The 25,201-nt window shown below is 42.2% G+C and carries 25 protein-coding genes; 14 read left to right on the forward strand and 11 right to left on the reverse strand.

What is annotated here, in order from left to right:
• Positions 1-222: 222 nt before the first annotated feature.
• The 3 genes from ACR5KR_RS18885 to ACR5KR_RS18895 all read left to right on the forward strand — a co-directional run bounded on the left by ACR5KR_RS18885 (position 223) and on the right by ACR5KR_RS18895 (position 4,371).
• The gene (locus ACR5KR_RS18885) at positions 223-2,577 is read left to right on the forward strand and encodes a ribonuclease R family protein (protein ID WP_448267584.1); all 2,355 of its coding nucleotides are present in this window, start codon (positions 223-225) and stop codon (positions 2,575-2,577) included.
• Positions 2,578-2,755: 178 nt separating this feature from the next.
• On the forward strand, positions 2,756-3,376 hold the full coding sequence (locus ACR5KR_RS18890) for a flavin prenyltransferase UbiX (protein ID WP_179065018.1): 621 nt from the start codon (positions 2,756-2,758) through the stop codon (positions 3,374-3,376).
• 293 nt (positions 3,377-3,669) lie between these two features.
• Positions 3,670-4,371 carry a LapA family protein gene (locus ACR5KR_RS18895; protein WP_448267585.1) on the forward strand — a complete coding sequence of 234 codons (702 nt, stop codon included), beginning with the start codon at positions 3,670-3,672 and terminating at the stop codon, positions 4,369-4,371.
• 19 nt (positions 4,372-4,390) lie between these two features.
• Here ACR5KR_RS18895 and ACR5KR_RS18900 read toward each other — a convergent pair whose 3' ends face one another.
• From ACR5KR_RS18900 to ACR5KR_RS18910, 3 genes are all read right to left on the reverse strand, one after another.
• The gene (locus ACR5KR_RS18900) at positions 4,391-4,585 is read right to left on the reverse strand and encodes a hypothetical protein (protein ID WP_289797223.1); all 195 of its coding nucleotides are present in this window, start codon (positions 4,583-4,585) and stop codon (positions 4,391-4,393) included.
• Positions 4,586-5,465: 880 nt separating this feature from the next.
• A complete protein-coding gene (locus ACR5KR_RS18905) occupies positions 5,466-5,804 on the reverse strand; it encodes a DUF5615 family PIN-like protein (RefSeq protein ID WP_448267586.1) in 339 nt (112 codons plus the stop codon).
• Positions 5,773-6,114 (reverse strand): DUF433 domain-containing protein, encoded by a 342-nt coding sequence (locus tag ACR5KR_RS18910; protein WP_448267587.1) that lies wholly within the window; start codon positions 6,112-6,114, stop codon positions 5,773-5,775. Before ACR5KR_RS18910 ends, ACR5KR_RS18905 begins: the two co-directional genes overlap by 32 nt.
• A gap of 196 nt (positions 6,115-6,310) precedes the next feature.
• Here ACR5KR_RS18910 and ACR5KR_RS18915 point away from each other — a divergent pair, with 196 nt between their 5' ends.
• Complete coding sequence (locus ACR5KR_RS18915; protein WP_448267588.1) at positions 6,311-6,856, forward strand: shikimate kinase; 546 nt, start codon at positions 6,311-6,313, stop codon at positions 6,854-6,856.
• An 11-nt stretch (positions 6,857-6,867) separates the two neighbouring features.
• On the opposite strand, the gene ACR5KR_RS18920 is transcribed toward ACR5KR_RS18915, so the two are convergent.
• From ACR5KR_RS18920 to ACR5KR_RS18935, 4 genes are all read right to left on the reverse strand, one after another.
• Entirely contained in the window at positions 6,868-7,491 is a 624-nt protein-coding gene (locus tag ACR5KR_RS18920) for a Uma2 family endonuclease (protein ID WP_448267590.1), read from the reverse strand.
• 104 nt (positions 7,492-7,595) lie between these two features.
• Complete coding sequence (locus ACR5KR_RS18925) at positions 7,596-9,296, reverse strand: pentapeptide repeat-containing protein (protein ID WP_448267591.1); 1,701 nt, start codon at positions 9,294-9,296, stop codon at positions 7,596-7,598.
• Between the two features lie 644 nt (positions 9,297-9,940).
• A complete protein-coding gene (locus tag ACR5KR_RS18930; RefSeq protein WP_445631002.1) occupies positions 9,941-10,330 on the reverse strand; it encodes a type II toxin-antitoxin system VapC family toxin in 390 nt (129 codons plus the stop codon).
• Entirely contained in the window at positions 10,320-10,547 is a 228-nt protein-coding gene (locus tag ACR5KR_RS18935; RefSeq protein ID WP_292736938.1) for a hypothetical protein, read from the reverse strand. Before ACR5KR_RS18935 ends, ACR5KR_RS18930 begins: the two co-directional genes overlap by 11 nt.
• Positions 10,548-10,732: 185 nt before the next feature.
• Here ACR5KR_RS18935 and argB point away from each other — a divergent pair, with 185 nt between their 5' ends.
• Positions 10,733-11,629 carry an acetylglutamate kinase gene (argB, locus tag ACR5KR_RS18940; RefSeq protein WP_322692735.1) on the forward strand — a complete coding sequence of 299 codons (897 nt, stop codon included), beginning with the start codon at positions 10,733-10,735 and terminating at the stop codon, positions 11,627-11,629.
• Between the two features lie 71 nt (positions 11,630-11,700).
• On the opposite strand, the gene ACR5KR_RS18945 is transcribed toward argB, so the two are convergent.
• On the reverse strand, positions 11,701-12,177 hold the full coding sequence (locus ACR5KR_RS18945; RefSeq protein ID WP_445631001.1) for a hypothetical protein: 477 nt from the start codon (positions 12,175-12,177) through the stop codon (positions 11,701-11,703).
• 170 nt (positions 12,178-12,347) lie between these two features.
• Between ACR5KR_RS18945 and ACR5KR_RS18950 the strand changes: the two genes are divergently transcribed.
• The 4 genes from ACR5KR_RS18950 (at position 12,348) to ACR5KR_RS18965 (ending at position 15,386) form a co-directional block, all read left to right on the forward strand.
• Positions 12,348-12,890, forward strand: coding sequence for a tetratricopeptide repeat protein (locus ACR5KR_RS18950; protein ID WP_445631000.1), 543 nt, complete (start codon positions 12,348-12,350; stop codon positions 12,888-12,890).
• 211 nt (positions 12,891-13,101) lie between these two features.
• Positions 13,102-14,004, forward strand: a complete 903-nt coding sequence (locus tag ACR5KR_RS18955; RefSeq protein WP_448267592.1) for a DUF3153 domain-containing protein — start codon at positions 13,102-13,104, stop codon at positions 14,002-14,004.
• 34 nt (positions 14,005-14,038) lie between these two features.
• A complete protein-coding gene (pyrE, locus tag ACR5KR_RS18960) occupies positions 14,039-14,620 on the forward strand; it encodes an orotate phosphoribosyltransferase (protein WP_448267593.1) in 582 nt (193 codons plus the stop codon).
• Positions 14,621-14,768: 148 nt separating this feature from the next.
• Positions 14,769-15,386 (forward strand): FMN-dependent NADH-azoreductase, encoded by a 618-nt coding sequence (locus tag ACR5KR_RS18965; protein ID WP_448267594.1) that lies wholly within the window; start codon positions 14,769-14,771, stop codon positions 15,384-15,386.
• Positions 15,387-15,867: 481 nt separating this feature from the next.
• Here ACR5KR_RS18965 and pdxH read toward each other — a convergent pair whose 3' ends face one another.
• On the reverse strand, positions 15,868-16,512 hold the full coding sequence (pdxH, locus tag ACR5KR_RS18970; RefSeq protein ID WP_322692728.1) for a pyridoxamine 5'-phosphate oxidase: 645 nt from the start codon (positions 16,510-16,512) through the stop codon (positions 15,868-15,870).
• Positions 16,513-16,641: 129 nt separating this feature from the next.
• On the opposite strand from pdxH, the gene ACR5KR_RS18975 reads away from it, so the two are divergent.
• The 3 genes from ACR5KR_RS18975 to ACR5KR_RS18985 all read left to right on the forward strand — a co-directional run bounded on the left by ACR5KR_RS18975 (position 16,642) and on the right by ACR5KR_RS18985 (position 20,486).
• Positions 16,642-17,727 (forward strand): AI-2E family transporter, encoded by a 1,086-nt coding sequence (locus ACR5KR_RS18975; protein WP_445630996.1) that lies wholly within the window; start codon positions 16,642-16,644, stop codon positions 17,725-17,727.
• Positions 17,728-18,078: 351 nt separating this feature from the next.
• On the forward strand, positions 18,079-18,921 hold the full coding sequence (locus ACR5KR_RS18980) for a segregation/condensation protein A (RefSeq protein WP_448267595.1): 843 nt from the start codon (positions 18,079-18,081) through the stop codon (positions 18,919-18,921).
• Between the two features lie 395 nt (positions 18,922-19,316).
• Positions 19,317-20,486: a sugar phosphate nucleotidyltransferase gene (locus ACR5KR_RS18985; protein ID WP_445630994.1), complete on the forward strand. Its 1,170-nt coding sequence runs from the start codon at positions 19,317-19,319 to the stop codon at positions 20,484-20,486.
• Positions 20,487-20,624: 138 nt separating this feature from the next.
• Here the strand turns inward: ACR5KR_RS18985 and speA are convergent, their stop codons facing one another.
• Positions 20,625-22,640 carry a biosynthetic arginine decarboxylase gene (speA, locus tag ACR5KR_RS18990; RefSeq protein WP_445630993.1) on the reverse strand — a complete coding sequence of 672 codons (2,016 nt, stop codon included), beginning with the start codon at positions 22,638-22,640 and terminating at the stop codon, positions 20,625-20,627.
• Between the two features lie 293 nt (positions 22,641-22,933).
• Here speA and ndk point away from each other — a divergent pair, with 293 nt between their 5' ends.
• Entirely contained in the window at positions 22,934-23,383 is a 450-nt protein-coding gene (gene ndk / locus ACR5KR_RS18995) for a nucleoside-diphosphate kinase (RefSeq protein ID WP_322670768.1), read from the forward strand.
• 252 nt (positions 23,384-23,635) lie between these two features.
• On the opposite strand, the gene ACR5KR_RS19000 is transcribed toward ndk, so the two are convergent.
• Entirely contained in the window at positions 23,636-24,358 is a 723-nt protein-coding gene (locus tag ACR5KR_RS19000; RefSeq protein ID WP_445630992.1) for a TerC family protein, read from the reverse strand.
• 272 nt (positions 24,359-24,630) lie between these two features.
• Here ACR5KR_RS19000 and ACR5KR_RS19005 point away from each other — a divergent pair, with 272 nt between their 5' ends.
• Entirely contained in the window at positions 24,631-24,867 is a 237-nt protein-coding gene (locus ACR5KR_RS19005) for a DUF433 domain-containing protein (RefSeq protein WP_445630991.1), read from the forward strand.
• Positions 24,868-25,201: the final 334 nt, after the last annotated feature.

Here is a 25,201-nt window from a genome sequence, read left to right on the forward strand (position 1 = left end):
GAAGTTCGTAAACGCCCAGAGTTGTCCGTGGGTCGGCTTCTTTGCAAAGGAACTGCGGGAGTAGTTTCCCGCTTTTACTGGGTCGGGCTTCCTTTCCTTAGAACTTAGGAAGCTTGCTTCAGAGCAATTAGTTTCCAGCTTGTTTCTGTAAGCCGTGAGAGTATACAGAAAAGAACCAGATTAAACAACAAATGATGTTTTGACCAAAGGTCGGTTCACTGCATGGAATTTTCAATCGCTACACTCCTTGCCAATTTCACCGATGATAAATTGGTAGCTCGGAAGGTTTTAGAAAAGAAACTTGGCTGTGAAGATGAAAAAAGTTTACAAAAACTTCACATTGCCTTAGATGTTCTGGAAAAAATCGGTATTTTAGTGAAGGAACGGGGCAAGTACCGCCGTGTCTCAGAAGAGGGAATAATCGAGGCAAAACTCCGTTGTTCTAGTAAAGGCTTTTGCTTTGCTATTCAAGATGTGGAAGGAGCCGAGGATATTTACATCCGCGAAAGTCATCTGAGTAATGCTTGGAATGGCGATCGCGTTTTGGTAAGAGTTCTGAAAGAAGGCAGTCGCCGTCGCTCTCCTGAAGGAGAGGTGAAGTTGATTCTCGAACGCTCTAACCACACTTTACTGGCACGAATTAAGCAAGTAGAAACTGGTTTTCGGGCTGTGCCTTTAGACGATCGCTTACTGTTTGAACTCAAGATTCAACCTAACGGGGCAAAGTTAGAAGAAGCGATCGATCATTTGGTTCATGTGGAAGTTTTGCGTTACCCGTTGGCACAATATCCTCCCCTTGGTCGAGTGGTGCAAATCCTCGGTAGTGATGCCGAAGCTGCTGCTGATATAGATTTAGTTACGTGCAAACACGACCTTTCCCGGACTTTTCCAGATAATGTTCTAGAAGCAGCTGCGAGGTTGCCCAAAAAGCTCCTCAAAGCAGACCTGAAAAATCGGCTAGATTTACGTAATTTGTTTACTCTCACGATTGAAGGAGTAAATAGCGATACCAAAATTATAGAAAACGCTTTTAGTTTAGAAAAAAACTTAGCCGGAAATTGGCTTTTGGGCGTTCATATCACCGATGTTTCTCACTATGTCCAACCTGACGAAGCCTTAGATAGAGAAGCACTCAAACGAGGCAAATCAGTGTATTTGGGAGAATTGGTGTTGCCAATCTTGCCCCCAGCTGTAGCAGAACGCTGTTCTTTAGTACCTGGGAGCGATCGCTTAACTATCTCTTTTTTAATTACCATCGATCCCCAATCGGGAGAAGTGCTGGAATGGGAAATTCAACCCAGTGTCATCAATGTCGAGACTGCACTGAGTACAGAACTTGCCCAAGCAATTCTCACAGGTGAAGCTGAAGATAAATCATCACAGGTTTTCCAAATCCTGCAAGACCTCCAAGCCTTGCAAACAGCCGTGAAACAGGTACGGTTAAATCGTGGTAGCCTCCAGTTGAATCTGCCGCCTAGCCAAAACGCCTATTATGATGAGGGAATTCTCGGTGCTGTGGTGGTGAATGATTTACCAGTGCGATCGCTACTCACGGAGTTGGTGCTATTAGTTAATCAACTGTTTGCAACTCACTTAAATGCTCTTGGTGTTCCGGCTATCTGGCGAGTCCAAGGCACACCTGATGTTGAAGATGTCCAGGAAATGCTGAAATTGGCAGTGAATTTAGGCGTTGACCTCACATTAGATCCAGAAGTTGATATCCAACCCTTAGATTACCAACATTTGACCACAGCTTTTGCTGAATCTCCCTCCGAGCAAGTTCTTACCTACTTATTACAAGATACACTGAAACCGTCTGCATACAGTACCACCAAAGGATCTCACTTTGGTCTGGCACTACCGCAATATGTTCATTTTAGCGCTCCCTTGCGGCGGTTCCCAGATTTGCTGATGCAGAGAGTGTATTACACGCTACTGGAAAACGGACGCGATCGCCGCAATACCCGTGTCAGAGAGCGCGTTAACCTCCGCCACTCCTCCAGCCATGAGGAAATTAACTGGAACGTTTTACCCCCAGAATTGCAACAAGAACTGCAAAGCGATTTGACCAGGGTAATTGTCCAAATCAACGACCGAGAAAAAGAAGTCCAAGAAGCCGAAGCCGATTTAGCCGGACTGCAAAAAGCCCAACTGATGAAGCAGCGCATCGGTCAGGTATTTCAAGGCGTGATTACCGGGGTTCAATCCTACGGTTTCTTTGTGGAAATTGAAGTACCAGCAGCCGAGGTGGAATCCAGCAGTAATCCTGGTGTGCCTTTGCGAGTAGAAGGATTGGTACACGTCAGTTCTCTCAAAGACGATTGGTATGAATATCGCGCCAGACAACAAGCACTATTTGGGCGCAAAAATCGCGCTTCTTATCGATTAGGCGATCGCGTCGCCGTCCAAGTTAAGAGTGTCGATTACTACCGTCAGCAAATTGATTTGGTAACAGTCGGTAGCGATGGCATTGCCAAAGGTTTAACTGGCAATGATTCCCGTGAAGACCTTTCAGACCTCTACTTACCAAATGATATGGAGCCTGATGACCTAGATCCTTACTCTGAGGATGAGTAAAGTGAAAAAGCAGAGGAGCAGGGAGCAGGGAGCAGGGGAGAAAAACCACGCCACTTACGCTTGTTGCTCTCAACCAAGGAAAGAATGAGAGCAACGGTGCTTTCGCCTACGGCGAGGTTTGTACCTTTCCCCCTGCCCCCTGCCCCCTGCCCCCTGCCTCTTATAAACTAAACTTTACGTGTCAAATAACACCAAACCTTTAATTTTAGGCGTATCGGGCGCATCTGGTCTGATTTACGCTGTTCGCGCGATCAAATTTTTGCTAGAAGCGGAGTATAGCATTGAATTGGTTGCCTCTAAATCAACTTACATGGTTTGGCAGTCAGAACAGGAAATTCGGATGCCACCAGAACCAACCGGGCAAGAACAATTCTGGCGAGAGCAAGCTGGTGTTGCACTTGCCGGTAAACTCCGGTGTCATCCTTGGAGCGATGTCGGAGCCGGAATTGCCAGCGGTTCCTTTGCCACTCTGGGGATGATGATTATTCCATGCAGCATGAGTACAGTAGCAAAGCTAGCAGTTGGCTTGAGTTCCGATTTACTAGAACGGGCAGCGGATGTCCAACTCAAAGAAGGGCGAAAGCTGGTTATTGTCCCGCGTGAAACGCCTTTTAGCCTCATCCACCTGCGTAACTTAACTTCTTTAGCAGAAGTTGGAGTGAGAGTTGTCCCCGCTATTCCCGCCTGGTATCACAATCCCCAAACCATCGAGGATTTAGTTGATTTTGTAGTTGCCCGTGCTTTAGATCAACTAGATATTGACTGTATTCCAATTCAGCGGTGGCAAGGTCGTCGCTAACACCCTGAGTGGATTTATTGTAAATTTCACAATAGTCCTAAAAAGGTAATGATAGAGATGGCTGATAGTGTCAGTAGTCAGTGAAGAGTAATTAACGAATAATATTCAGACTGATAACTGACCACTGACCAAAGAGGCAGGGGAGTAGTGAGCAGGGGGCAGAGGGAGAAAGATTCTGGAATTCTCGGCTCTATTAGGGTCAATAAATTTATTTATGAGGTTTTCCCCCTGTCCCCTGCCTTCTGCCCCCTGCCCCCTTTCCTCTTCAGTAAATGACAACTGACAAAATTGCTATGGCTGTAATTCGCTTAATTCTATTGGTGGCAGTACTGGGAGGACTAACGCTGTTATTAGTCCAAAATTTCTCACCTGCCCTATCGCTAGTATTTTTGGGCGTGCGAACTCAACCATTACCACTAGCGATATGGATTTTGTTCAGTACTGCCACTGGTGCTTTCACATCGATATTGATTGCTACCTTATTTAATTTATCCAATTATTTTGTGGCAGGACAACGCCAAACTTCTAATAGAGCAACCGCCCCTTCAAGTCGTGCGAAGGCAACTCAAAGACAAGAACCGACATCTCGCCCTGCTAATCCTCCACCACCAGCTAGTAAAAGAGAAGAGCCTAGCAGTGAGGAATTTGATGATTGGGAGACAAATAGCAGTAGAGATGATGATTGGAACTTTGATGAAAAGTCAGAAGAAGCATCTATTCCTAATTCTCAGGCTCAACAACCTAGAGACTCAACAACTTACGAACGTCAATCAGAAGCCAAAAGCAGCTCTCGGTCTGGTTCAGTTTATTCCTACAGCTACCGCGAGCCAAAAAATACGGCAGCAGGAAAAACTGAATCAATTTACGATGCTGATTACCGAGTAATTATCCCCCCTTACCAGCCGCCAACTACCAATCAAGCCGATGATGATGATTGGGAATTTTTTGAGGATGATGATGATTTTGAAGATGATGGTAAACGCCCCCGTCGGTGAGATGTAGCAGGCGACATCTCTATTTAATGCCACACCGCTCTCTAGACTCCTGCTTGACCTTACCAGTCATAGCGGCTTCCTGCAAAGTCATGAAAGCATTAAAATCTTCCAAGTCATATCGAGTAGTCAACAGTTGTCGTAGTTGATCTTCAGCTTCAACTGTCAAATAACCAGTTGCTAAAGCTCTTTCTACAACGTCACGAATTCGAGTCATGGTTGACACCTCATTCATACAATATTTATTCATTCAGGCTTATTGGGGTGGAATATGCAGTAGTCTTTGTGTCGAAACTTCAATTTATTTGCAAGTTTTTTTTGGGCGATCGCGGTAAATCAGTCATTATTTACACCTTTATTAAAAACATTTAATTGAGCGAGTCTTGTTATAACTGAACTTTTAGAATAACGACCCTGTGCTGTTAGAAACACGGTATTGTGTATACTTAAAATTATCCATCAGAGTAAAAACCCTGATTATTCAGATAGACAGATATTGTTTGGATAAAGTTTCAAACAAGCTAAGTTAATTTTTTGGTTAAGCATAGGCATTATTATGCAGCAATTACCTAGTTACTTCCGAAAAATTACTACATTCCTAAGAAATTCATCAGTTATTACTGATGGTAATTTCAGAGAAGAATCGTTACTTTATTGCCTAAGTTACTTTAAATACATTCATATTAGTAATAACAGTAATTCATTCAACTCAAATAGAAGATGTATTTGTATAGGCTAAAACCAATCTCAAGTGATAAAAGTTACACGTTGATTTTGAATTTGCAAAGGAAAAACCCTTAATGCCCGTTGAAAATAAATTCCTGAGATGTCTACTTTACAGTTATAATTCTGCGGAAATTTCTAATGGAGTTTATCAAAGTCATAGCAGTAATACTGCTAGAGTTTATCTTTCTAATTGATTAGATAAATACATAGAATAAATGCTGAGTAACCAAGTCAGATACTCAATCAAGGTGAAAAACTGGAGTCGCCCAAGATGCGTTAGCATACCCCTGCTCTTAAACAAGCTACGCGTAACGGACACACCAGAAAGTATCGCATTGCTTTTTTACATTTAAGTAAAACAATAAAAGCTTTCAGATAAATTCAAGTTGATATTTCATTTCTTCTGGCTCAAGAACTTCCCAGATTAAAATTAAACTCCTCAATATTTCCCCAATTGAGCGCCGATTTTGAGCACAGTAAATAATTCCTGAGTGCATAATCAAGCCACCTTGATGAAGTATCACAAAGCCATCATCATGAGTGAAAATTACCCGATTCTGAGATATTGTAAAATAAAGCTGTTCTCCATCTGATGCAGCTATCAGTCCTGTTTCTGATGTAGTCGTCACATCAATCCCACGACGACGTAAGCCTTCTGCTATAGCATTACTAACATTCTCATCTAGGTGGAATCGAATTTTTTGTGTCATTTCGATTCTTTAGTTTCTCTTGCAAAATCGAAGGAGTTTCAGTTTGTACTTCTCTAACAAAGGCTTCTCCTTCTGCAATTTGCTGCCTGATCTCATCTTGACGATCGTGGTAATAAGCTAGAGCAGCATAGACATCAGCTAAAGTGATGCTGGGATAATGATAAACGATTTCGTCAGGGGAAAGCCCCATCTGTTCGTGCCAAATAACAATATCTTGCACTCTAATTCGGTGTCCAGCAATGCGCGGTTTACCCCCACACACACCCGGAGTAATTTCAATGTGTTCTGAGATTACTGGTATTTTGGACATCCGATCGAGAAACGCTCCTATAAGAACAAATTATATTATGATTATCATCTTATTAGCGATCGCTTTTCCAATGTGATGGGCGATCGAGTGTGTTGGCACAACCTAACCCAGGCATTGCTTGAATACGCACGTATGAATCGTTAAGTTTATAATTAGAAACTGTGACTCAGCACTCAGAATTGGAGCGAAGCAACTGGTGAGCAGCTTATTACAAGGAGTCAACCTGTACTTAATTGGTATTATGGGCGTTGGTAAGACGACAGTAGGGCGCTTACTAGCAAAAGAACTGGGTTATGGGTTTGTAGATACCGATGATGTAATTGCCCAAGCAACAGGTAAATCTATCAATCAGTTATTTGCACAAGTTGGTGAAGCTGGATTTCGCCAGTTAGAAAGCGACGTACTTTCACAAGTTTGCGCTTTTACAAAGTTGACTATCGCAACTGGTGGGGGCATTGTATTGCGGCGAGAAAATTGGGGTTACTTGCACCACGGTTTGATAGTGTGGCTAGATACGCCAGTGGAGATAATTTACAGCCGTTTAGCTAAGGATACCACAAGGCCACTGCTGCAAGATATCGATCCTAAAGCTAAGTTGCGATCGCTCCTCGAACAACGAACACCACTTTACTCTCAAGCCGATTTGCACATCATCGAGCGAGAGGGAGATACACCTGAAGATGTTGCCAAGCGAATACTTGAGGCAATTCCTAGTGTGCTGAAAAAACCTGTTTCTCATTAGGAAGACTCAAATTACCAAATTTTGCTCATCCGCAGGATAAACCCTGGTAATTCTGGATTGCCACTAACTGCTTCGGGATTATCCAAAATTTCAACTTCTCGATTCGGACGGTAAATGTAGACTTTTCGATTCTGCCGATCGATTAACCAGCCTAATGATGCACCGTTATCGATGTACTCCTGCATTTTCTCTTGTAATTTTATCAAGCGATGTCTACGACGGGCTACGCCTACGCTTAAGGAGCGCAACTCAATCACAAAGCTGGGACAAATTGGTGCAAACGAAGCTTTTTGTGAATCTGTTAAGGCATTCCAGCGCTCCAGTTCAATCCAAGAAGCATCAGGGGAACGCATCGCTCCATTGGGTAGTGTAAAACCTGTACTGGAGTCAAAGCCTATGCCAGTGCCATCTTGTTCAGTCCAATACCCAAGCTGTGCAGCAATGTTAAAGTTACGGTTGCCCGTATCTGAAAAAGCTGGTGGCATAATGATGACTTCCCCATTGGCAGTACGCTCAATTCGTAAATCTCCATTGGCTTGACAAAATTCGTAGAACTGCTCATTTGTCATCTCTACAAGAGAGGGGAAATTTACCGTTAGGGGTGTGCTTTCAGTTTGAATTAGCAGTGTGGTCATTTTCATTCCCTAGCTTCAGCCGAATGATTTTAATTTTAGAGGTTTGAAAGAGCGATCGCTTGCTTGTTGTGTCGGGTAATTTGGCAACAGTGATTTATTTAGTATCAGTTATTCCGAACACTACCATCAGGCATAATAGTAGTACTGAATATTGCTCCTTTCAGATTTGCACCATCTAAAATCGCGCCTTCCAAATTGGCATTAGTTAGATTAGCATAACTTAGGTTTGCATAACTTAGGTCAATATACTTTAAAATTGAATTACTTAAGTTGGTGTTAGATAAATTAACTCTATTTAAATTAATTTTTGTGAAAAAGATATTAGATAGATTTGCGCCTGAATCAAGATATATAGCTTTTGATAAATCAGTACCATTAGGAAAAATAGTTTCTGAATTATAAAATGCTCCTACTAAATTGGTATTAGTCATGATGCTATAACTAAGATCAGCATTACTTAAATTAGCACCACCTAAAGAAGCCTTAGTAAGGTTAACACCTATTAAACTTGCACCTTTTAAATTTGCATGACTTAAACGAGTATTGCTAAGATTAGATTCATTAAGGTTTGCACCACTCAAATTAACATCATTCATGTAAAGACCGCTTAAGTTAGCTTTACTTAAATTAAGAGAGTGTAAATCTCTGCAAGATAAAAGATATTTGTGATGTCCAGATAAATTTACTCCAGAGATAATTGGGATAGCTTGAGATAAATCAACATTTGCAGGAAAAATTGTTTCTGAACAGTAAACTGCTTCACTCAAGTTAACTCCAGTTAAGTTAGCTTCGCTGAAATTGGCACGCATCAAATCAGTCTTACTTAGATTTGCATTTATTAAGTTAGCTTTAGTAAAATTAGCTTTACTGACTATAGTTCTTTCTAAATTGGCATTACTCAAATCCGCTTCAGTGAAGTCTGCATTTGTTAAATCTGTCACAACAAAACCATGTTTTCCCACGTCCAATCTAGCACTTTTGAAGTTTGATCTTCTTAAATTAGTGGATTTAAAAGATGAGCTACTCAATTTGCTTTCTTCAAGATTAATACCTTCTAAATTGGCATTTTGGAAAAAAATTTCAATTAACCAAGCACCACTCAAATTTGCATTACTTAGATTTACGCCTTGTAAAAGACCATTCCACAGTTTTATACCAGGAAGCTGTACACCACTTAAATCAGCTCCTTGCAAATCAGAAAGCCTTAATTCAACATAACTGAAATTGTTTGTAAAATCCCGTTCTCCTAATGCGTAACGTTGCAACAAAATATCTTTAATCGCAGCAGGATTACAATTGTCGTTGCAAATATGACCACTTGGCATAATCGTGTTGCACAAAATAGCGCCCCTGAATTCTGGCGAACCACTTGATTCTCCAATCTCAGCATTACTTAAATTAGCATTTGTGAGATTTGTATCCTCGAAACTTGTATCGACTATTTCTGCACCTTCTAGATTTGTACCTTCTAGATTTGCACCTTCTAAACTGCTTTCCAAGATTTTACAGTTTGTTAGTTTTGCCCTTTTTAAGCTGGCATATTGAAAATTGCACTCAGTTAAATCGGCATTACTCAAATCTGCTTCATCTAGCATTACATAACGTAGATTTGCTCCTTGTAAATCAACTCCTTTAAGAATAGTTCGTTGAAGATTAGCCCCATGTAACTCGGCATTTCTTAAATTAGAGTTGCTTAAATTAGCCTCGCTCAAGTTAATACCTAGTAAATTAGCATCCCTTAAACTAACGCCAATAAAATTTCTTTCCCCAGAGGCATACTGTTTGAGTAATTCTTTAATATCCATGACTCTAATAAAGCGCTTATTAACACCACTAAAATAGAACTTACGCACTGAAGCTTGAAGCCTAGATCCCCCCTAGCCCCCCGATAAATTGGGGGGAACTTCTAAAGCCCCCTTTTTAAGGCAGGGCTGATTCATTCCCTAAAAGGCACTGATTTACAAGCGTTTCAAGCAAAAAAATCAGGTGACTTAAAAATCTGATTGGGCAGGAAAATGACGATTGCACTTAAATTTACTGGTTGAGGTGGTAGTTTTTGTTTTTCCCACTCAAGCAAATTTCTGACTCATACTCTTGACAAAATCCCTGAAATTTCGGATGAAACAGCCCTGCCTTTTTAAGGGGGTTGGGGGATCTGAGTGCGTAAGTCCTATAAAAGTATCTCCTTACAAAAGAGATACTGCCACTATTACTGTTATTGCTGTGTTATCTACACAACAAGCAACCATATTTTTACAAATCCAGCCAGATTGCTAGAGTCATTATAGTACAAATATACTTACTTAAATTGGGCATCAGAGATTGTGACGAGCTACAAAGTCTTCTATACTTACTGAAATAGGTTTTAACTCTTAACGGCGGCTCCTCATGACGGTCAACGATTCTGAATACATCAGGCAAGCTGAAGCTACTTGTGTACAAGACGTATTCACCAAGCTACTGTTTGTAGGTTTTCAACCTCTTGAAAATGAGCATCTCGCGTAACAAGAATTAAATGATACTGAATTGCAACAGATGCAATCCAAATATCATTTTCGGGTAATGGACGACCTTTGAGGTGCAATTTATTCTTAACTTCACCATATTTACGGGCAGTTTCTACATCACATCCAATGACCGTATTTCTGGCAATAAATTCCTCAATACGTTTTAAATTCCCTTGCGATCGCCCTGATTTTATTGCACCGTAAAACAATTCACCAATAGCAACACTAGGAATAAAAATTTCTTCTGCATTTACCAGCTGATTATTTACTTCGATATCATTTGCAAATAAAGCAATAATAATATTAGTGTCAAGCAGGTATCTACCACTCATCTATATCTACCTGTTCGCAACCTTCTTCAATCGCTTCGCGCATCAACTGAATATCGTTTGGTGATATTGTACCTGCAAAATTTAATAATTGTTTACCTGGAACACCATGAATTTGCGAACCTAGTAAAGTTCGGGCAAACTCCAGCACTCGATATTGCAAGTCTTCAGGCATCACTTTTAATTCTTCAATTAGCCGATCGAGAATCGGTGTATCCATATTTCTCCTGATAATTTTCGATTTTGGTTGCTAGTCCTTCTTTTATAGATTTTCACATTTCTGAGACGAACTAAACAGCTATGGCTTATCAGTACAGACATACTCAATGGCATCAGAGATTGTGACGAGTTACAAAGTCTTCTACACTTACTGAAATAGGTTTTAACTCTTAACGGCGGCTCCTCATGACGGTCAACGATTCTGAATACATCAGGCAAGCTGAAGCCACTCGTGTACGTGTACTCAGCGAAGCACTACCTTATATTCAACAATTCACCGGTCGCACTGTTGTTGTCAAATATGGTGGCGCAGCAATGAAAGATAGCGCACTCAAAGACAAAGTTATCCGCGACATTGTATTCTTATCCTGCGTGGGCTTGCGTCCGATTGTAGTCCACGGTGGTGGCCCAGAAATTAACAGTTGGTTAGATAAGCTGGGCATCGAACCACAGTTTAAAAATGGTCTGCGAGTCACTGATGCTGCCACAATGGATGTGGTGGAAATGGTTTTAGTTGGTCGAGTTAATAAAGAAATTGTCTCCTTGATTAACCAAGCTGGTGGATTGGCTGTAGGACTTTGCGGTAAAGACGGTAATCTATTTACAGCCCGTTCCCAAGGTGAAGAAGGCATCGGCTTTGTGGGGGAAGTCACCAATGTGAATATCAAGATTTTGGAAACCCTCGCTAGCAATGGCTATATTCCGGTAGTCTCTAGCGTCGCCGCAGACGAAACGGGACAAGCTTATAACATTAACGCCGATACCGTAGCCGGGGAAATCGCTGCTGCATTAGGGGCAGAAAAGTTAATTTTACTGACTGACACCAGTGGAATTTTAAAAGATTACAAAGACCAATCTACTTTGATTCCGAAAGTAGATATTCGTGAAGCCCGCGAGTTGATTGCTGATGGTATAGTTAGCGGTGGGATGATTCCCAAAGTGAATTGTTGTGTGCGATCGCTTGCTCAAGGAGTCCGTGCCGCACACATTATCGATGGTCGCATTCCCCACGCCCTGTTACTAGAAATCTTTACTGATGTTGGGATTGGGACGATGATTCTCGGTTCGCAGTTTACCTATTAGAGTGCCGAGTGCTCAGTGAGAAGTGAGGAGTGAGGAGTAAAGAGTTCTTATTATCCCCTCATCTCCCTACTCTACCGAGGATAGGTAATAATAACTCGCGATCGCCCACCGCTAAATGGTGTACGAGGCCATGAATTATTGATAATTACTGGATTAACTAGGGTTGAGTCTCGAATTGTTGGATCGATCGGCGTGAAATTTCTCACGTTTTGCCTGAACTGGGGATAGGAATAATCGCGGTAATGATTGCGTTGTGGTATCAGTCCTGTTGTTGGATCTACAGGCATCGGCGTAGGAATCGGACTACCATAAATAAAGGAACCCACAGAAGGCGATGTCTGACGACAAGCTGCTCCGCAGCTACGCCAGACTCCATAACCACCATCATTCACGAATGCGCGCTGGGCGGAATGCGATCGCCTGACTCCATAACCACTATCAATCACGAATGCGCGCTGGGCAGAAGCTGGAGCAATGCTTACACCCATCACTGCTAAAGTCATACCTGCTAAGAGCCAATTCAGTTGCGAATGCTTGATTTTCAACATAATTTTGCTCACCTGCATTTGATACCGGAATTTTTAATCAGAAAATAGTCGCAGCTACTTACTTAAAATTTTAGAAGTTTATCCACTTTCAGATTGCCAGCTTTTGAAAAGATTCTAAAAAGATTGCTGGCATTGGCAAAATGAAAATAGTGCTAATTTTTGTATAAGACGTGAATACAGAAAGTCTAGAAATTGCTAAAACCCGCTACCAGGCTGGGAAAGTTGCCTTTGAGAATGGGCAATACCGCAAAGCCGTAGAAAATTTAGAAAAGGCCAGCGCTCTATTAGCTCGTAATTCTCGTCTTGGGGGCGAAGTAGAAATTCATCTAGTGACAGCTTATGAAGCGGCTGGACGCACGGATGATGCGATCGCTCTTTGCGAAAGACTCAAACGCCATGCCCATTTTGAAATCAGCAAACAAGCGCGGCGGATGCTTTATATCTTAAAAGCACCAAAGCTGAAAAGACCCAGCGAATGGATGACCGAAATCCCCGATTTGGGCGCATTAGCCGATAATGAACTCAAAATTTCTGTACCTGCTAAGTCTACTAAATCTTCTGGGGAGCAAAAGCCAAAACCTGCCGAGCGAGAATTTGTTGACCTCAGTCAGGTCAATACCAGAGATAATCGCTTTATCTGGGTGGCGCTAATTGCCATTGGTTTAACCATCTCGTACTTGGTTTGGTTGAATTTTTCCGGAACTCCTAGCTGATAATAATTTTGGATTTTGGATTTTGGATTTTGGATTCTTGTGGTTTATGCTTCACCCAGAAGGGTTGAGGCATGAACCAAAATCCAAAATTTAAAATTTTTGAGCTTTATCCGTTTATCAGTGGGGTCAATCCAAAATCCAAAACTTGTACTGAGCGAAGTCGAAGTATTTAAAATCCAAAATCTGTTGACTTTTGGGGAGATTTATAGTTATGAATTCTTCAATTTTCGGAAAGATTTTCTTGTGGTTAGTCAGATCGTTTAATTTCGTGTTGGCAAATATGAAATTGCCCTCACGACTGAATGGTCGAAATCGAATGAACCGAGTCTTTCCCATCCGAAATCCTATTCTGTGGCTCGTGCTGTTAACATCTCTGCTACTGACTGGCTGTGTGAAGTACGATGTGGGGCTTAACTTTGCCAACTCAAATAGTGGCGAACTAGTACAGCATATTAAGTTGGGAGAACGGCTAACCAGTTTTAGCGGCGATTCGGTGTATGAGTGGTTAAAGAGCATAGAACGCCGCGCCCGTCAACTTGAGGGTAAAGCACAGCGAGTTTCCCCAGAAGAAATCATCGTCACAATTCCTTTTAGCAGTGGTAGGGAATTGCAAGAGAAGTTCAACGAATTCTTTAACTCTCGTGCGAATCAACCCTCTGAGTCTGTACAGAGCGAATCTGGCTCAGAACTGCCGAAAATTGAATCAAACGTTCTCTTGGAGGAGAATAATTTTTTACTTTTAGTCCGAAATCGGTTGATTTATGATTTGGACTTGCGATCGCTCTCTCTAATTGCCAGCAAAGGTAATGTTCTGGCGAATGCTGGTTCAATTCTTGATTTGGAATTTAGCTTGAAGACTCCTTGGGGAGCCAAAAATATTCAACTAACTGAAACTGCAATTGAGCCAGAAAAAAATGGCAATCAATTAGTGTGGAAACTCCAGCCTGGTGAGCTAAATCACATAGAAGCTATTTTCTGGCTTCCTAGTCCCCTTGGTATCGGTGGGTTGTTAATTATCCTGTTTGTCTCAGGAGGATTGTACTTGAGATATAATTTCATGCCAGATCCCAGAATTCAGTTTCCTCCTAAAGCAGCAGCAATCCAAGAACAGTAGACTATTTATCTGTTAAATATTGTTAGCGAAGCCGATGGAAAATGCATCGGCTTTTTTACCTTTTCTCCAGCTTTTTGTAAAAATGAGTCATAGCGAATTAGCTAAAGAAATTGTTCGTGTTTCCTATTTAAAAGGCGAGTTTCGGTTACGTTCTGGTCAGATATCTTCTCATTACTTTGATAAATATCAGTTTGAATCTAATCCTTTGTTACTGAAGCAGTTAGCTAAAGAAATGGTAAAAAAGATTCCACCAGAAACGGAAATTCTAGCCGGACTGGAATTAGGGGGAGTTCCTTTAGCAACAGCAATTTCATTAGAAGTTGAATTACCAGTTGTCTTTGTTCGGAAGACAAAAAAAGAATACGGTACTGAGAAAATAGCAGAAGGAATTGATATCCAAGGAAAAAAATTGTGTATCATTGAAGACGTGATTACAACAGGTGGTCAGGTTGTAAAAAGTACCGAAGCGTTGCGTAATGAAGGAGCGATCGTAGACTTTGTACTCTGCGTAATCTGGCGCGGAAGAACGGAAGACAACAGCCTTGAAAAAGCTGGTATTCAAAAACTTCCTCTATTTGATATGAAAGAGCTTTCGGTGTGGATGGAACTGTCTTGAAGTCCACAATTAAAATATCTTAGACAATAGCCCTAAAAATACTTTACTTTACTTTAGTAACTAGTTACTTTTAGTATCTGATGTAATGCTTTGAAATAAAGATTCAAAAAAAGTAAAAGCATAAATCCTTGTTAATCAGGAGATATTTGTGGTAAACATTCTACATATTGATTCCAGCCCCCGTGGTGAACGATCGCACTCCAGAGAATTATCTAAGGAATTCGTCAGTGCTTGGAAAGTAGCGCATCCTGAAGATGCGATCGCCTATCGAGATTTAGGGCATCACCCAGTTCCTCACGTTGATGAAGCTTGGATTGCGGCGGCATTTTCACCACCAGAAACCCATACCCCAGAATTAACTGAGGCACTTAGGATTTCTAACGAACTGGTTGATGAGTTTTTGGCAGCCGATCGCTACGTTTTTGGAGTGCCAATGTATAACTTCAATATACCTTCCACCTTTAAGGCTTACATCGACCAAATCGTTCGTATTAACCGGACTGTTGCCTTAGATGCTCAAGGTTTTAAAGGGTTAGTCCAAGGCAAAAAAGCAGTTATCATCACAGCTCGCGGCGGTGACTTTAGCGCCACATCTCCTTTTCTTGCCTACGACTTCCAAGAACCCTACTTGCGGGCAATTTTCGGCTTTATTGGGCTTACAGACATTCAATTTATTAACGCTAATAGCCTGAATGAGGGTGATGCCCGCGCCCAATCTCTATCAGAAGCAAGGGCAGCAATTCAAGATGCGATCGCCCAGTGGTAATGTGATGCGGGGCATTGGGAATTGGGCATGAAGAAGAGACAAGGTAGACAAGGAAGAGGGGGAAGACTTGGGAGAGACTTGTTTAAGAATTCCCCCTTGTCCCCTTGTCTCCTCTGCCCCCCTGCTCTTTCTGGGGCAGGTTTTTTTGATTAGACAAATTTTTGGGATTTTAAAACCAAAACCATTGTCTGAGAACTTAAAACTACGTTCAATAATTGAGAACATTCTCAACTATTTATCGAAAGCCTAAAAGCCTGCCCTTGAAAGGCCCCCCTGCTCCCCTGCTCCCCTGCCCCCTGCTCCCTGCCTTTCTGGGGCAGGTTTTTTTGATTAGACAAATTTTTGGGATTTTAAAACCAAAACCATTGTCTGAGAACTTAAAACTACGTTCAATAATTGAGAACATTCTCAACTATTTATCGAAAGCCTAAAAGCCTGCCCTTGAAAGCTGCTCCCTGCTCCCTGCTCTCTTGCTTCTTCTTCAGGGTGACAACCGCTCAATCTTCCAAGTGCTATTATCTAAACGGCTATAGAGCAAGCGATCGTGCAGACGGCTAGGGCGTCCTTGCCAAAACTCAATTTCTGTAGGGATAACTCGTAAGCCGCCCCAATGAGGTGGTCGAAGAATCTCCTGATTTTCATGTTTGCTTTGAAACTCCTGCAAGCGTCGCTCTAAGACTTCTCGACTTTCTATGACCTCGCTTTGATTAGATACCCATGCACCCAGGCGACTGTTAGCTGGGCGACTGTGAAAATATTGGTCAGACTCAGTTTCGGAAACTTTCTCCACATACCCTGAAATCCGGACTTGACGTTCCAGTTCTGCCCACCAAAAAACTAAAGCGGCCTGGGGGTTTTCTGCTAATTCTTGTCCTTTGTGACTATTGTAGTTAGTAAAGAAGGTAAAGCCTCGTCGATCAAAATCTTTAAGCAGCACCATTCTGGCTGAAGGCTTACCGTCTGGTGTGGCTGTGGCAATGGTCATGGCATTCGGTTCAGGGAGCTGTGCGGCAAGTGCCTGATCGAACCATTTTTTAAATTGGATAAAAGGATTGAGTTCTACTTCGAGTTCGCTCAAGCCTTCCAAGGTGTAGTCTTTGCGAAGGCCAGCTACAGTTTTGTCCATTGTGATTTGTTTCCTTGCTATCAGATACGCTTATATATATATCTTTGTTAAAAATATCTATGATGATAATCAGTGCCATCAAGAATTTTACAAATTCTCTCAAGAAATATTTAAAATAGGTTGCGTCAGATGCGCCGTTCAGCCTCCCTTCAACGCTTATTAATTTATGGTCTGAGCGGTCCGATTATCGCTCTCAATATCTGGTTGCTGTCTGTGCTTTTTCGCTATTTCCAGCATCCCATAACTGTCTTGAGCATTGCGACGATTCTGGCTTTTCTCCTAAATTACCCGGTTAAGTTCTTTGAACGTGCCCGGATCACCCGTACTCAGGCGGTGATCTTAGTTTTACTGGCAACATTAACTCTGCTGGGAATTTTAGGCGTTACCCTAGTACCCTTGATCGTTGACCAAACAATCCAACTGTTAAATAAGATCCCTGATTGGTTAGCAGCCAGTCAAACAAACCTAAGGCAATTTGAGATGCTGGCAGAGAAACGACATTTGCGAATTGATTTAAGTGTTGTGAGCAGTCAAATCAATGCCAACATTCAGAATTTATTACAACAGCTAGCTTCTGGTGCAGTAGGATTTGCTGGAACACTACTTTCTGGATTAGTTGACTTAGTGTTAGTCATTGTGCTTGCATTTTATATGCTTTTATATGGCGATCGCGTCTGGTATGGTCTGATCAATCTTTTGCCCTCTAACATTGGAGATCCCCTCACCACATCCTTGCGCTTAAACTTTCAGAACTTCTTCCTTGGCCAGTTATTACTAGGATTGTTCATGGTGCTAACTTTGACACCAATATTCTTAGTGATGAAAGTGCCCTTTGCCCTGTTGTTTGCCATCTTAATCGGGATCTCAGAACTCATTCCCTTTATTGGGGCGTCTCTGGGTATTGGTCTGGTGACAATTTTAGTACTACTGCAAAATTGGTGGTTAGCAGTTCAAGTTGCGATCGCGGCAATTCTCATGCAACAGCTTAAAGATAACTTGTTAGCTCCCAGAATACTCGGCAATTTTATCGGACTCAATCCCATTTGGATTTTTGTAGCTATTTTGATGGGATTTGAGATTGCTGGCTTGTTAGGGACAATTGTTGCTGTTCCAATTGCTGGTACTATTAAGGGCACTTTCGATGCGATTAAGAGCGGCAAGCCGAGTGATTTTGTCTCAACTGTCACTATTGCCCATGATTCGCCTCCTGATTAAGGGAGCAGGGGGGCAGAGGGGACAAAGGGACAAGGGAGACAAGGGGACAAGGGGGACAAGGGGGAATTATTGAACAAGTCTCTTTCTTATCTCCCCCCTCTTCCTTGTCTACCTTGTCTCTTCTCAATGCCCAATGCCCCATGTCCAATGCCCAAGATCAAAAGTTGCACAATCTAATCTCACAATTCACAATGGTGATCGATTACAAATTTTAGAGGATATTGCCAGCAGGCAAGTTCTGAAAAAAGAAGCGCAAGCGAATGTATAGAGTATACGCTTTGCCAATAGTCAATTAGTTTAGTCTTGAATTTATAGTCTTTTGATTCTCATTAATTAACTTAGAACCTGTTGATGGAAGCTTCCGAGCTGTTAGAAACAATCACATTTTTGATTTACCAAGCCGAGCAAGGGGAAATTGATCCTTGGGATGTCCAAGTGATCGAGGTGATTGACCGCTATTTAGAACTGATGGCACCGGGGGCAATAACAAGAGGCTATGAAGCGGACTTGTCTCAATCTGGACAGGCATTTTTATCAGCATCAATGCTGGTATTATTCAAGGCAAATACCTTGATGCAATTGTCAACAGTAGAAGATGCACAAGATGGTGTAGAAGATGATGCTCTATTGTCAGATGAAGACGGTATATTACATCAGGGTCATCGTCTACCCTTAGAACGGCAATTACGTCGTCGTCCAGCAGCGATGCCACCACCAAAGCGCCGGGTGACTCTGCAAGAATTAATTGAGCAATTGCAGATTATGGCTAACCAACTGAAACTGGTAGAAAAAGTCAGCAAACCGATTCGTCCCAGGCGTCAACCTAGCGTTCAAAGTATGCGAGAGGCGCTGGAGTTAGCTCACCAAGAAAATCTGACAGAAGTCGCCACAGAACTGGAGCAGGTATTGAAATTGTCGACAAGAGAGCTAAGTTTAGAACAAAATTGGTTGAATTTAGAACAACTTGTAGAATTATGGACTAAGACAAAACTTCTTAACCAAAATGGCTCTGGACATGGGTCTGGACATGAGTCTAAACACAGTAACCTAGTTAGCGTTTTCTGGGCACTACTATTACTCTCGGCTCAATCGAAAGTAGAGCTATTTCAAGAGGATTTTTATCATGAAATTAAAATTCGCTTAACTAGAGATTCAGCTAATATCGGCAAACCTTTTGAGAATCCGATGAACTAAGTCCATGAAGAGTGCTGAGTTCCGTTAGCGGATAGCTAAGGTTCAGCCCGTGCTGATTTGAAAGGAGTCGAAGTGAAGCAGAAAGCAAAGTGAGTCTTTGGCATCAAGATTTCAGGCTTGCTTGTGAGAAAAATAGGAATTTATTTTATGGGATTTTCCTCCTGGCTCCAGTATAGCTGCTGCCTAGATTGTCATAGATTTTTGATTCAGCCCCAAAATCCGAGTAAATTGAAAAGATAAGCGATCGCTTGTCATCTAAGTATATCGATGGTTGTAATAAACGCTAAGTTCCTGTTATCCCTATTCTGGGGGATGACTTAGAGCAGAAATCAAAACTGATGATTAAGTATCACTCGATGAAAGTAAACTGGCTTGTGGTTGAGGAATAAATTTTTATGAAAGCGATGATTCTCGCGGCTGGCAAGGGTACTCGCGTGCGTCCGATTACGTACACTATGCCCAAGCCGATGATGCCCATCCTGCAAAAGCCAGTGATGGAGTTTTTGCTAGAACTGTTACGCCATCATGGATTTGACCAGATTCTAGTCAATGTTAGTCATTTGGCTGAGGAAATAGAAAACTATTTCCGTGATGGTCAGCGGTTTGGGGTGCAAATTGCCTATTCCTTTGAAGGGAAAATTGATGACGACGGAAAACTGGTGGGGGAAGCGATAGGTTCTGCTGGAGGAATGCGGCGCATCCAAGACTTCTCACCGTTTTTTGATGATACCTTTGTAGTTTTATGTGGTGATGCTTTAATTGACTTGGATTTAACTGCGGCAGTTAAATGGCATAGAGCTAAAGGGTCGATCGCTACTATTATCACTAAATCTGTTCCGAAGGAAGAAGTTTCTAGCTATGGTGTGGTTGTGACTGACGAAGAGGGACGTGTCAAAGCTTTCCAAGAAAAACCTTCAACTGAAGAAGCCCTCAGCACCAACATCAACACAGGTATTTACATTTTTGAGCCAGAGGTTTTTAACTATATTCCCTCTAATGTTGAATATGACATTGGTAGCCAATTGTTTCCCAAATTGGTAGAAATCAAAGCCCCCTTTTACGCCATTCCTATGGACTTTGAATGGGTAGATATTGGTAAAGTCCCAGACTATTGGCGGGCGATTCGCGGCGTGCTGCTGGGTGAAATCAAGAATGTGCAAATTCCTGGTCATGAAGTCGCCCCTGGTATTTACACTGGCTTAAATGTCGCCGTAAATTGGGACAAAGTGGATATTACAGGCCCAGTTTATATTGGTGGGATGACGAGAATCGAAGACGGAGCTAAAATTGTCGGCCCAGCCATGATTGGCCCCAATTGTTGGATATGTAGTGGTGCAACAGTGGAAAACAGCGTCATTTTTGAATGGTCGCGCCTGGGCCCTGGAATCCGGTTAGTCGATAAGCTGGTATTTGGACGTTATTGCGTAGATAAAACCGGCGCTGCGATCGATGTTCAAGCTGCTGCTTTAGACTGGCTGATTACCGATGCCCGTCAGACACCGCCATCACATACCCCTGTTGAGCGACAAGCGATAGAGGAATTGTTGGGGACAAATACAAATTAAAGTTAGGAGTTAGGAGTTAGGAGTTTGGAGTTTGGAGTTATTATTTCATGTTTCCCTCTTCACTTGTAACTTTTAACTTTATTCCTAACTCTTCACTTCTAACTCTTAACTTTATTCCTAACTCTTCACTCCTAACTCTTAACTATTTAAGTACGTATATCTTCTAAGACTCTGCTCGTAGGTTTGCAGTAGTCGCTGAGATTCCGCTAGGGTGATGCGCTTTTCTTCTAATGCTTTCTCGCAGCGCTGGCGAATGTTTTCCACCATATCTTCGGAGTCATACTGGACATAGCTTACTACTTCGCTCATGGTGTCACCTTTGACAACGTGTTCAATTTGGTAGCCTTTGGGCGTTAATTGGATGTGAACGGCGTTGGTGTCGCCAAACAGGTTGTGCAAATTGCCCATGATTTCTTGGTAAGCTCCATTTAAGAACATTCCCAAATAATAGGGTTCTCCGGGCTTGTAGGTGTGCAGTTCTAAAACCGACTTGACATCGCGCAGGTCAATAAAGCGATCGATTTTGCCATCACTGTCGCAGGTAAGGTCTGCTAAGATTCCCCGCCGTGTTGGTTCTTCATCTAAGCGGTGGATTGGCATGATCGGGAATAGTTGATCGATCGCCCAGCAATCTGGTGCCGATTGAAACACTGACATATTCACGTAGTAGATGGAAGCCATGATTTTCTCTAGGTCTTCTAGTTCATCGGGTACGTATTCTTGCTGTCTAGTGATGGTAAGAATTTTTTGACAACAAGCCCAGTAAAGGCGTTCGGCTTTGGCTCGTTCTCTAAGGCGTAAAATTCCTAAGTTGAAGCGGCTGATGGCTTCTTCTTTGAATTGTGTTGCGTCGTGGTAGAACTCCTGATAATTCTCTTTGTTAATGGATTGGTAAGTTTCCCAAAGATAATTAATAATTGGGGATTCTCCCTCTTGTGGAGGTTCTGGGTTGTCGAGAGGAACATCACTAGTACTAAGAACATCAAAAATCAGTACCGACTGATGGGAAGCGATCGCTCGTCCACTTTCACTAATCAGTGTTGGTACGGGAATCTGCCGCTCTGCACAGGTATCTTTTAACTCTGCCACGATGTCATTGGCATAGTTCTGCATGTTGTAATTTTTCGATGCATAAAAGTTGGTTTGGGAGCCATCATAATCTACGCCCAAGCCGCCACCAACATCAAGGTATTTCATATCCGCTCCCAGCATTGCCAATTCCACATAAATGCGGCTGGCTTCTTGGATAGCATCTTTAATCACATTAATGGCAGAGATTTGTGAGCCGATGTGAAAGTGCATCAACTGCAAAGAATCGAGCAGGTTAGCTTCGCGTAACTTGTCAACAGCCTCGATGACTTCAGGCATTGTCAAACCAAATTTAGCGCGATCGCCACTAGAGGTTCCCCAACGTCCCATACCTTGGGTACTGAGTTTAGCACGAACACCTAATATCGGTTTAATACCTAACTGGCGATTGGCATCAATTACCAAATCAACTTCTTCAATCTGTTCTAAGACGATGATTGGTGTTTGCCCTAGTCTTTGGGCTAACATTGCCGTTTCGATATATTCTCGGTCTTTGTAGCCGTTGCAAACTAACAATGCTCCTGGTGTATCCAACACAGCTAGAGCAATCATTAATTCTGGCTTGGAACCGGCTTCTAAACCAAATTGATGGGGTTTGCCAAATTTGACTAAATCCTCAATCAAATGCCGTTCTTGATTGCATTTGACGGGAAACACACCACGGTAGACACCAGGGTAATTGTAGCGAGCGATCGCTTTGGCAAAACAAGCATTCAACCGCTCAATCCGGTCTTCCAAAATATCAGAAAAGCGAATCAACATGGGAAGTCCCAAGTTGCGCTGCTTCATGGCATTGACCAATTCAAACAAGTCAAGAGATCCCCCGCGATCGCCCTTGGGTGCGACGGTAACGTTACCAGCAGCGTTAATGGAAAAATAAGGTTGTCCCCATCCTTCAATGCGGTACAAGGCTTCGCTATCCTCAATTTTCCAGGAGCGAGGTAAATCTCCTGTGGTAGAACTCGGTGGTAACAGTTTTTTTTGCTTGTGATTTTTCACTTCTTTTTGTCCATTGGACGGTACTTGTACCACCTCGTCAGATGTAGCAGTTGACTCAACACCCATTTTTTCCTAACCTCTGTTTTTCACCCACGAGTTAACAATTTAGCGCATTCATTTAGGAACGTATATGCACCCAAGGATAATTTCTGAGATAAACTCTGATTGGTCAAGAGTCGTATGTTATTAGTCATTAGTCATTAGTCATTAGTCATTAGTCACTTGTACTGAGCGTAGTCGAAGTATTGATTATTGGTCATTAGTGCAAAACCCTTAGACTCAAGACAGAGGACGACAAAGGACGAAGGACAAAGGACAATTGACTAGATAAAAACTTTATTAAGCTTTGGGAGATAGTAATGGAGCGCACATTCTTAGCAATTAAACCTGATGGAGTACAGCGGGGACTAGTGGGGGAAATTATCCGTCGCTTTGAAACTAAAGGTTTTACTCTAGTTGGTTTAAAGTTACTAAAAGTCAGTCGAGAATTGGCTGAACAACACTATGATGTTCACCGGGAACGTCCCTTTTTTGCTGGTCTAGTCGAATTTATCACTTCTAGCCCAGTGGTAGCAATGGTATGGGAAGGTGATGGTGTCGTGGCATCTGCTAGAAAGATTATTGGTGCGACGAACCCTTTAACAGCAGAGCCGGGAACGATTCGGGGCGATTTTGGTCTGAATATTGGTCGCAACTTAATCCACGGTTCTGATGCTCAAGAAACCGCGCAACGGGAAATAGCCCTATGGTTTAAGGATGAAGAATTAGTCAGTTGGCAACCACACTTAACGCCTTGGTTGCACGAGTAATGGGGGGTTAGAAGTTAGGAGTTAGGAGTTAAAAGTTAGGAGTTAGGAGTTAAAAGGGAACTCCAAATAAAAAAATACTCAACTACTTTTTGTGGGGTGGGTGACATGAGCGCCCCAAGCCTTGGGCGGACAAGATGTCCACCCCACAAGATTGGAGAATTTATTTGTTGGAAGTCCCAAAGTTAAAAACTCATAATAATTAATAACTCCTAACTCCTCACTCTTGGCTCCTAACTCTTCCTTCGTCCTCACTTATTTAGAGACTTCGCTCTTTTCCGGTTCTACTTGGGGTAATTCAGTACTAACGCGCTTAGAAAATCCCCAGCCTAAAATCAGGAAGATGGCAGCAATCATGATCCATTCTGGTGGAACTAAACTATCGTTAACTACTTTCAACAACAAACGTAAGCCCACCAAGGCGACAGTTACATAGCCTGCGTCTTCTAGGTTTTCGTATTCGTCTAGCCAACGGATAAACAATCCCGCCATGAATCGCAGCGTAATAATACCAATTGTTGCACCCGTTAGCACTAGCCATTTTTCTTGAGAAACTGCGATCGCAGTTGTCACGCTATCCAAAGAAAATGCCAAATCTGTAAATGCAATCACGGGTATGGCTTGCAACAACGAATTAAAACGCGGCCCGTGATGGTGTTCGTCATTGGATTCTTCCGAGGTAAAGTGTTGGAATACCAACCACAGCAGATAACCAGCGCCCAATAATTCAAATTGCCAGAATTGTTGTACCCAAGTAGCAGTGAGAATCAGGGTGATTCGCAGCACATAAGCAACGACTAAACCAAAGTTGAGTCCTTTACGCTCAAGTTCTTCGTCTTCCAGCCCCCTAGCGATCGCCGCGAGGGCGATGGCATTGTCGGCAGATAACAGCGCCTCTAAAAGCACCAAGATCAGCAGAACTATCGGGGCTTCAATGGTGAAATGAAAGTCGAGGTAATCAAAAATTCGGTCTAGCATTCCGGGTTTCTCAAGCAGAAAAAATTAAATTTTGACTCAAACAGAGATTTGCATGTTAAAAAGCGCAATAAATTGCCACTCTAATTCAGCTTAACGTGGTTATGGTGCATTTTGAAGAGGGTTAAATGTGTGCGATCGCAGCGAGAGTGGGGTAATTTGCGTATAAGTCAATACATCCAAAGTTTTAACATCTAGCTTAGTGCGATCGCAATGGACTGCTGTTAGTTCGCATCTAAAATTAAAAGATGAGAACAAAAATATGGTAAGAGTTTATGGATAACACACTTCTACAACGCATCACTCATAATCCAAATATCTGCCACGGTAAACCCTGCATTCGAGGACTTCGTTATCCAGTTGAGTTTATTTTGGAACTGCTCAGTTCTGGCATGACTACTGAGGAAATCTTGGCAGATTATGAAGATTTAGAATCTAAAGATATTTTGGCTGTCTTGTTATTTGCCGCTCGACTGTGCCAAGTCAAAAGCATTCATCGAATCGCCTCATGAAATTTATTGTCGATGCTCAGTTACCAGTTCGTCTTGCCCGTTTTATCAAAACTTCAGATATAGGACTCATATTTGATTTCTGAAAAAACTCAGTACACTTTTATTCCTTTTTACCTGTTCCCTGTCCCCTGTCTCTACGAGTGATTCAGGAATCAAATCGGATTCCTATATATGTTGGGTTGGGTTACGCAAAGCCTCCACCCAACCTACAATTTTTTTGCTCAAATGCTTTGGTAAAAGCGAGAGTTGCGATCGCACTTGCTGTGATTGGTTCCAAAATATCCTACCTTATCTAGCGACATCTTCATTGATGGATACAATAACAGATGTTTAG

Source organism: Nostoc sp. DSM 114159 (assembly GCF_053470285.1).

Coding starts and splice junctions, on each gene's coding strand:
- ACR5KR_RS18885 (WP_448267584.1), top strand. CDS start 223: ATGGAATTTTCAATCGCTACACTCCTTGCCAATTTCACCGATGATAAA.
- ACR5KR_RS18895 (WP_448267585.1), top strand. CDS start 3,670: ATGGCTGTAATTCGCTTAATTCTATTGGTGGCAGTACTGGGAGGACTA.
- ACR5KR_RS18900 (WP_289797223.1), bottom strand. CDS start 4,585: ATGACTCGAATTCGTGACGTTGTAGAAAGAGCTTTAGCAACTGGTTAT.
- ACR5KR_RS18905 (WP_448267586.1), bottom strand. CDS start 5,804: ATGACACAAAAAATTCGATTCCACCTAGATGAGAATGTTAGTAATGCT.
- ACR5KR_RS18910 (WP_448267587.1), bottom strand. CDS start 6,114: ATGTCCAAAATACCAGTAATCTCAGAACACATTGAAATTACTCCGGGT.
- ACR5KR_RS18920 (WP_448267590.1), bottom strand. CDS start 7,491: ATGACCACACTGCTAATTCAAACTGAAAGCACACCCCTAACGGTAAAT.
- ACR5KR_RS18925 (WP_448267591.1), bottom strand. CDS start 9,296: ATGGATATTAAAGAATTACTCAAACAGTATGCCTCTGGGGAAAGAAAT.
- ACR5KR_RS18930 (WP_445631002.1), bottom strand. CDS start 10,330: ATGAGTGGTAGATACCTGCTTGACACTAATATTATTATTGCTTTATTT.
- ACR5KR_RS18935 (WP_292736938.1), bottom strand. CDS start 10,547: ATGGATACACCGATTCTCGATCGGCTAATTGAAGAATTAAAAGTGATG.
- argB (WP_322692735.1), top strand. CDS start 10,733: ATGACGGTCAACGATTCTGAATACATCAGGCAAGCTGAAGCCACTCGT.
- ACR5KR_RS18945 (WP_445631001.1), bottom strand. CDS start 12,177: ATGTTGAAAATCAAGCATTCGCAACTGAATTGGCTCTTAGCAGGTATG.
- ACR5KR_RS18955 (WP_448267592.1), top strand. CDS start 13,102: ATGAATTCTTCAATTTTCGGAAAGATTTTCTTGTGGTTAGTCAGATCG.
- pyrE (WP_448267593.1), top strand. CDS start 14,039: ATGGAAAATGCATCGGCTTTTTTACCTTTTCTCCAGCTTTTTGTAAAA.
- pdxH (WP_322692728.1), bottom strand. CDS start 16,512: ATGGACAAAACTGTAGCTGGCCTTCGCAAAGACTACACCTTGGAAGGC.
- ACR5KR_RS18975 (WP_445630996.1), top strand. CDS start 16,642: ATGCGCCGTTCAGCCTCCCTTCAACGCTTATTAATTTATGGTCTGAGC.
- ACR5KR_RS18980 (WP_448267595.1), top strand. CDS start 18,079: ATGGAAGCTTCCGAGCTGTTAGAAACAATCACATTTTTGATTTACCAA.
- ACR5KR_RS18985 (WP_445630994.1), top strand. CDS start 19,317: ATGAAAGCGATGATTCTCGCGGCTGGCAAGGGTACTCGCGTGCGTCCG.
- speA (WP_445630993.1), bottom strand. CDS start 22,640: ATGGGTGTTGAGTCAACTGCTACATCTGACGAGGTGGTACAAGTACCG.
- ndk (WP_322670768.1), top strand. CDS start 22,934: ATGGAGCGCACATTCTTAGCAATTAAACCTGATGGAGTACAGCGGGGA.
- ACR5KR_RS19000 (WP_445630992.1), bottom strand. CDS start 24,358: ATGCTAGACCGAATTTTTGATTACCTCGACTTTCATTTCACCATTGAA.
- ACR5KR_RS19005 (WP_445630991.1), top strand. CDS start 24,631: ATGGATAACACACTTCTACAACGCATCACTCATAATCCAAATATCTGC.